At 71.7% G+C, this 5,042-nt stretch carries 5 protein-coding genes; 4 read left to right on the top strand and 1 reads right to left on the bottom strand.

Features of this window, described 5'->3' with window-relative positions:
* The first annotated feature begins 38 nt into the window (after positions 1-38).
* Complete coding sequence (locus ACFUN8_RS36975) at positions 39-626, top strand: hypothetical protein (protein ID WP_383647723.1); 588 nt, start codon at positions 39-41, stop codon at positions 624-626.
* Positions 627-837: 211 nt separating this feature from the next.
* On the opposite strand, the gene ACFUN8_RS36970 is transcribed toward ACFUN8_RS36975, so the two are convergent.
* On the bottom strand, positions 838-1,473 hold the full coding sequence (locus tag ACFUN8_RS36970) for a PH domain-containing protein (protein WP_383647721.1): 636 nt from the start codon (positions 1,471-1,473) through the stop codon (positions 838-840).
* Between the two features lie 178 nt (positions 1,474-1,651).
* Between ACFUN8_RS36970 and deoC the strand changes: the two genes are divergently transcribed.
* Genes deoC through ACFUN8_RS36955 form a run of 3 tightly spaced genes read left to right on the top strand, consistent with a single transcriptional unit; the run spans position 1,652 to position 4,988 of the window.
* Positions 1,652-2,629: a deoxyribose-phosphate aldolase gene (deoC, locus tag ACFUN8_RS36965; RefSeq protein WP_383647718.1), complete on the top strand. Its 978-nt coding sequence runs from the start codon at positions 1,652-1,654 to the stop codon at positions 2,627-2,629.
* A 6-nt stretch (positions 2,630-2,635) separates the two neighbouring features.
* The gene (locus ACFUN8_RS36960; RefSeq protein WP_383647715.1) at positions 2,636-4,093 is read left to right on the top strand and encodes an aldehyde dehydrogenase family protein; all 1,458 of its coding nucleotides are present in this window, start codon (positions 2,636-2,638) and stop codon (positions 4,091-4,093) included.
* A complete protein-coding gene (locus ACFUN8_RS36955; RefSeq protein ID WP_383647712.1) occupies positions 4,086-4,988 on the top strand; it encodes an aldehyde dehydrogenase family protein in 903 nt (300 codons plus the stop codon). Before ACFUN8_RS36960 ends, ACFUN8_RS36955 begins: the two co-directional genes overlap by 8 nt.
* Positions 4,989-5,042: the final 54 nt, after the last annotated feature.

The raw sequence follows: 5,042 nt of genomic DNA, 5'->3' as shown, positions 1-5,042 counted from the left end.
GGACGGCTTCGGTGAGCCGTCCCGTACGCGGACGCCCGGTGGCGCGCACCGCGCCGGTGGACGATCGCGAAGCGACGTCGACACCGGATCGCCTCACGGCCGAGGGACCCGTCGGCGCCGAGGGGTTGTTCTCGCCTGCCACCGAGTCCCGGTGGGCTGCCGGCCTGTCACCCGGCCTTGAAGGCGGGGTGGACTTCCTCGACGCGGTCGCGCCCGGTGTACATGTCCCCGTAGAGCGCGGCGAGTTCGGCCGGGTCGACGACCGGGAACGCGGCCGTCAACTCCGACGCGCCGGCTGCCTCCGCACCGAGTCGCCGGCCTCGCGGCATCAGGTCGCGGCGGCGCACGCATACGCTGAGGAAATGGTGATTCGCGCGGACGGCGGAACTCCGCGGTGGCGGAGGATCCGGCCGGACCAGGTGGGCCTGGCCGGCACGGTCGCGAGACTGCTCACCGCCGAGCCGACCGATGACGCCGGGTGGCCGGCCGACCTACCGCCGGAGACGGCAGAGGTGGTGATCGTGGACGATACGCCCGGTCCGCTCCTGACTGTCCGGGTGCATCCCGTCGGAGACTCGTCGGCGGTGTCGTTCGTCCGGTTCGACCAACTCGCGGTTCGATGCTGAGGGAACGCGCCGTCGATTGACGTGTTCGCCGTCCTGCTCGTCGTCGGTCCGGTGCTCAACACCATCCACGGCCGGCCCGATCGCGCCCCGATCATCGCCGCCACCCCGGTGAAGGAGGGTCGCGCCGCCCGGCCGGGGCCGTGTCCAGCGCCTCCGCCCCGCCCGACGACGACAGGAACGGGCACACGGTGCGGCAGGGCCGACGAGCGGGTCACCCCGTCGCGAGCAGCACCACCAGCACCACCAGCCCCGCCAGCGCCGGGCCCATCACCTCGTACGCCCACCGCACCTGCGGCTCACCCTGCGCCTCGGGGCGCGACGCGCAGCGCTCCGCCTGCTCGCGCAGGCCCGCGACGGTGTGGTCCGCGCCGGCGGTCCGCGCGTGTGTGTCGGTCACGTCCGCGCTCACCGACGTCCGGCTGTTCGGATCGTCGTGCGCGCGCTGCGACTGCCGTCGCGCCGCGCGCTTGCGCTTCCTCAGCGAGACCGGCACCGCCCACAGCTGGAACTTCGCGCCGCCCCGGGTGAACACCTCGCTCGAATACCCGGCCCGCACATCGGCCACGGACGCCCACGGCACCACGACCGTACGGAACGGATTCCTGATCCGCAGCCGGTCGTCGTTGGCGAACACCGCCGGCCGCATGGTGAAGGCCACCACGAGCGGCACGGCGAGCAGCAGGCCCGCGAGCGCGAGCCACGGCGTCCTGCCGTGGCCCCGGACCACCGCGTCGATCCCGATCCACGCGCCCAGCGCGAGCAGCAGCGCACCGCCCGCGATGGCGGCGGGCGACCGGAAGACGCGCTCTGCGTACGTCGGCTCGGAGGGCTGCTCGGGACTCGTCATGGTTTCGATTCTGCCGTACGCCACCGGTACCCCCGGCACGACTCCCGCCCGGCGGGCCCCCGCACCGGCGCGTACCCGCCCACCGCACCCGCGCGCCGCGCCCCCGTCTCGGCCCGCTCGCCCGGTACCCGCCCCCTGTACATGCTGCTACGCGCGTAGATATGCTCATGTGGTGACCATGCCCACGACTGCACCCTCGCCCACAGGCTCCGCCGTGGGCGGTGCCCCCCTCGCTGACGTGACCGCGTCCGACAGTTCGCTGCGCCGGTTCCTCCACGGGCTGCCCGGCGTCGACGCCGTCGGCCTGGAGGCGCGCGCCGCCTCGCTCGGTACGCGCTCGATCAAGACGACGGCCAAGGCGTACGCCATCGACCTGGCCATCTCGATGATCGACCTGACGACCCTCGAAGGCGCCGACACCCCGGGCAAGGTCCGGTCGCTCGCCGCCAAGGCCCTGCGTCCGGACCCGACCGACCGCACCGTCCCGACGACGGCCGCGCTCTGTGTCTATCCGGACATGGTGGAGACCGCCGTCGCCGGACTCGCGGGCAGCGAGGTGAAGGTCGCCTCCGTCGCGACCGCCTTCCCGGCCGGCCGCACCGCCCTGGCCGTGAAGCTCGCCGACGTACGGGACGCCGTCGCCGCCGGTGCCGACGAGATCGACATGGTGATCGACCGCGGCGCGTTCCTCGCGGGTCACTACCTGAAGGTGTACGAGGAGATCGTGGCCGTGAAGGCCGAGTGCGGCGCCGCCCGCCTCAAGGTCATCTTCGAGACCGGTGAGCTGTCCACGTACGACAACATCCGCCGCGCCTCCTGGCTCGGCATGGTCGCCGGCGCGGACTTCATCAAGACGTCGACCGGCAAGGTCGCCGTCAACGCCACCCCGGCCAACACGCTGCTGATGCTGGAGGCCGTCCGCGACTTCCGGGCCCAGACCGGCGTCCAGGTGGGCGTGAAGCCCGCCGGCGGGATCCGTACCAGCAAGGACGCGATCAAGTTCCTCGTGCTGGTCAACGAGACCGCGGGCGAGGACTGGCTGGACAACCACTGGTTCCGCTTCGGCGCCTCCAGCCTCCTCAACGACCTGCTGATGCAGCGCCAGAAGCTCTCCACCGGCCGCTACTCCGGCCCCGACTACGTGACGGTGGACTGATACACCATGGTCTTCGAATACGCACCGGCCCCCGAGTCGCGCTCGGTCGTCGACATCGCGCCGAGCTACGGCCTGTTCATCGACGGCGAGTTCACCGACGCCGCCGACGGCAAGGTCTTCAAGACGGTCTCGCCCGCCACCGAGGAAGTGCTGTCCGAGGTCGCCCGCGCGGGCGCGGAGGACGTCGACCGGGCCGTGAAGGCGGCCCGTAAGGCGTTCATGAAGTGGTCGGCGCTGCCGGGCGCCGAGCGCGCCAAGTACCTCTTCCGCATCGCCCGGATCATCCAGGAGCGCTCGCGCGAACTGGCCGTCCTGGAGACCCTCGACAACGGCAAGCCGATCCGCGAGACCCGCGACGCGGACCTCCCCCTGGTCGCCGCGCACTTCTTCTACTACGCGGGCTGGGCCGACAAGCTCGACCACGCCGGGTTCGGCCGGAGGACGACAGAAGGACACAGCGGCGCGAGCCCGCGCCCGCTGGGCGTCGCCGGCCAGGTCATCCCGTGGAACTTCCCGCTGCTGATGCTGGCGTGGAAGATCGCCCCGGCGCTCGCCACGGGCAACACGGTGGTCCTGAAGCCCGCCGAGACCACCCCGCTCAGCGCCCTGTTCTTCGCGGACATCTGCCGCCAGGCCGGTCTCCCGCGCGGCGTCGTCAACATCCTTCCCGGATACGGCGACGCGGGCGCCGCCCTCGTCGCGCACGAGGACGTCAACAAGATCGCCTTCACCGGCTCGACCGCCGTCGGCAAGGCCATCGCCCGGCAGATCGCGGGCACGGACAAGAAGGTCACGCTCGAACTCGGCGGCAAGGGCGCCAACATCGTCTTCGACGACGCCCCGATCGACCAGGCCGTCGAGGGCATCGTCACCGGCATCTTCTTCAACCAGGGGCAGGTCTGCTGCGCCGGATCGCGGCTGCTGGTCCAGGAGTCGATCCACGACGAGCTGCTGGACTCGCTGAAGCGCCGGCTGTCCACGCTGCGTATCGGCGACCCGCTGGACAAGAACACGGACCTCGGCGCGATCAACTCCGCCGAGCAGCTGGCCCGGATCAGGACGCTGGCGGACGCGGGCGAGGCCGAGGGCGCCGAGCGCTGGTCGCCGGAGTGCGAACTGCCCTCCTCCGGCTACTGGTTCGCGCCGACCCTCTTCAGCAATGTCACGCAGGCGCACACCGTCGCGCGCGACGAGATCTTCGGCCCGGTGCTCTCCGTACTGACGTTCCGCACACCGGACGAGGCGGTCGCCAAGGCCAACAACACGCAGTACGGCCTCTCCGCCGGTATCTGGACGGAGAAGGGCTCCCGCATCCTCGCCGTGGCGAACAAGCTCCGCGCGGGCGTGGTGTGGGCCAACACGTTCAACAAGTTCGACCCGACCTCGCCGTTCGGCGGCTACAAGGAGTCGGGCTACGGCCGCGAGGGCGGTCGCCACGGCCTGGAGGCGTATCTCGATGTCTGAGTCCGAGCGACAGCCCGAACGGCTGTCCGTCTTCAAGACCTACAAGCTGTACGTCGGGGGCAAGTTCCCCCGCTCCGAGAGCGGCCGGGTGTACGAGGTGACCGACCAAAAGGGCAGGTGGCTCGCCAACGCGCCGCAGTCCTCCCGCAAGGACGCCCGTGACGCGGTCTCCGCCGCCCGCAAGGCGTTCGGCGGCTGGTCGGGCGCCACCGCGTACAACAGGGGCCAGGTGCTCTACCGCGTCGCCGAGATGCTGGAGGGCCGCCGCGACCAGTTCACCGCCGAGGTGGCCGCCTCCGAGGGCCTCTCGAAGACGAAGGCGGCGGCCGTCGTGGCCGCGACCGTCGACCGCTGGGTCTGGTACGCGGGCTGGACGGACAAGATCGGCCAGGTCACGGGCGGTGCCAACCCCGTCGCGGGCCCGTTCTTCAACCTGTCCACACCCGAGCCCACCGGCGTCGTCACGGTCCTCGCACCGCAGGACTCGTCGTTCCTCGGCCTGGTCTCGGTCGTGGCCCCGGTGATCGCCACCGGCAACACGGCGGTCGTGATCGCCAGTGAGCGCTCCCCGCTGCCCGCCCTGTCGCTCGGCGAGGTGCTGGCCACCTCCGACCTGCCGGGCGGCGTCGTCAACATCCTCTCGGGCCGTACGGCGGAACTCGCCGCCCCGCTCGCGTCGCACCAGGACGTCAACGGCATCGACCTGTACGGCGCCGACGAGACCCTGGCCAAGGAGCTGGAGATCGCGGCGGCGGACAACCTCAAGCGGGTGCTGCGCCCCCACCCGGTGGACTTCTCCGCCGATCCCGGCACGGGCCGGCTGACGGCCTTCCTGGAGACGAAGACGGTCTGGCACCCCACGGGCAGCCTGGGCGCGTCGGGCTCCGGCTACTGAGCCGCGTCGCTCGCCTGTGTAAGGAGGCCCGGCCGTCGTCATGACGGCCGGGCC

Source organism: Streptomyces sp. NPDC057307, assembly GCF_042667665.1.
Taxonomy (GTDB): domain Bacteria; phylum Actinomycetota; class Actinomycetes; order Streptomycetales; family Streptomycetaceae; genus Streptomyces.
This window is presented reverse-complemented; position numbering and strand designations above follow the sequence as displayed.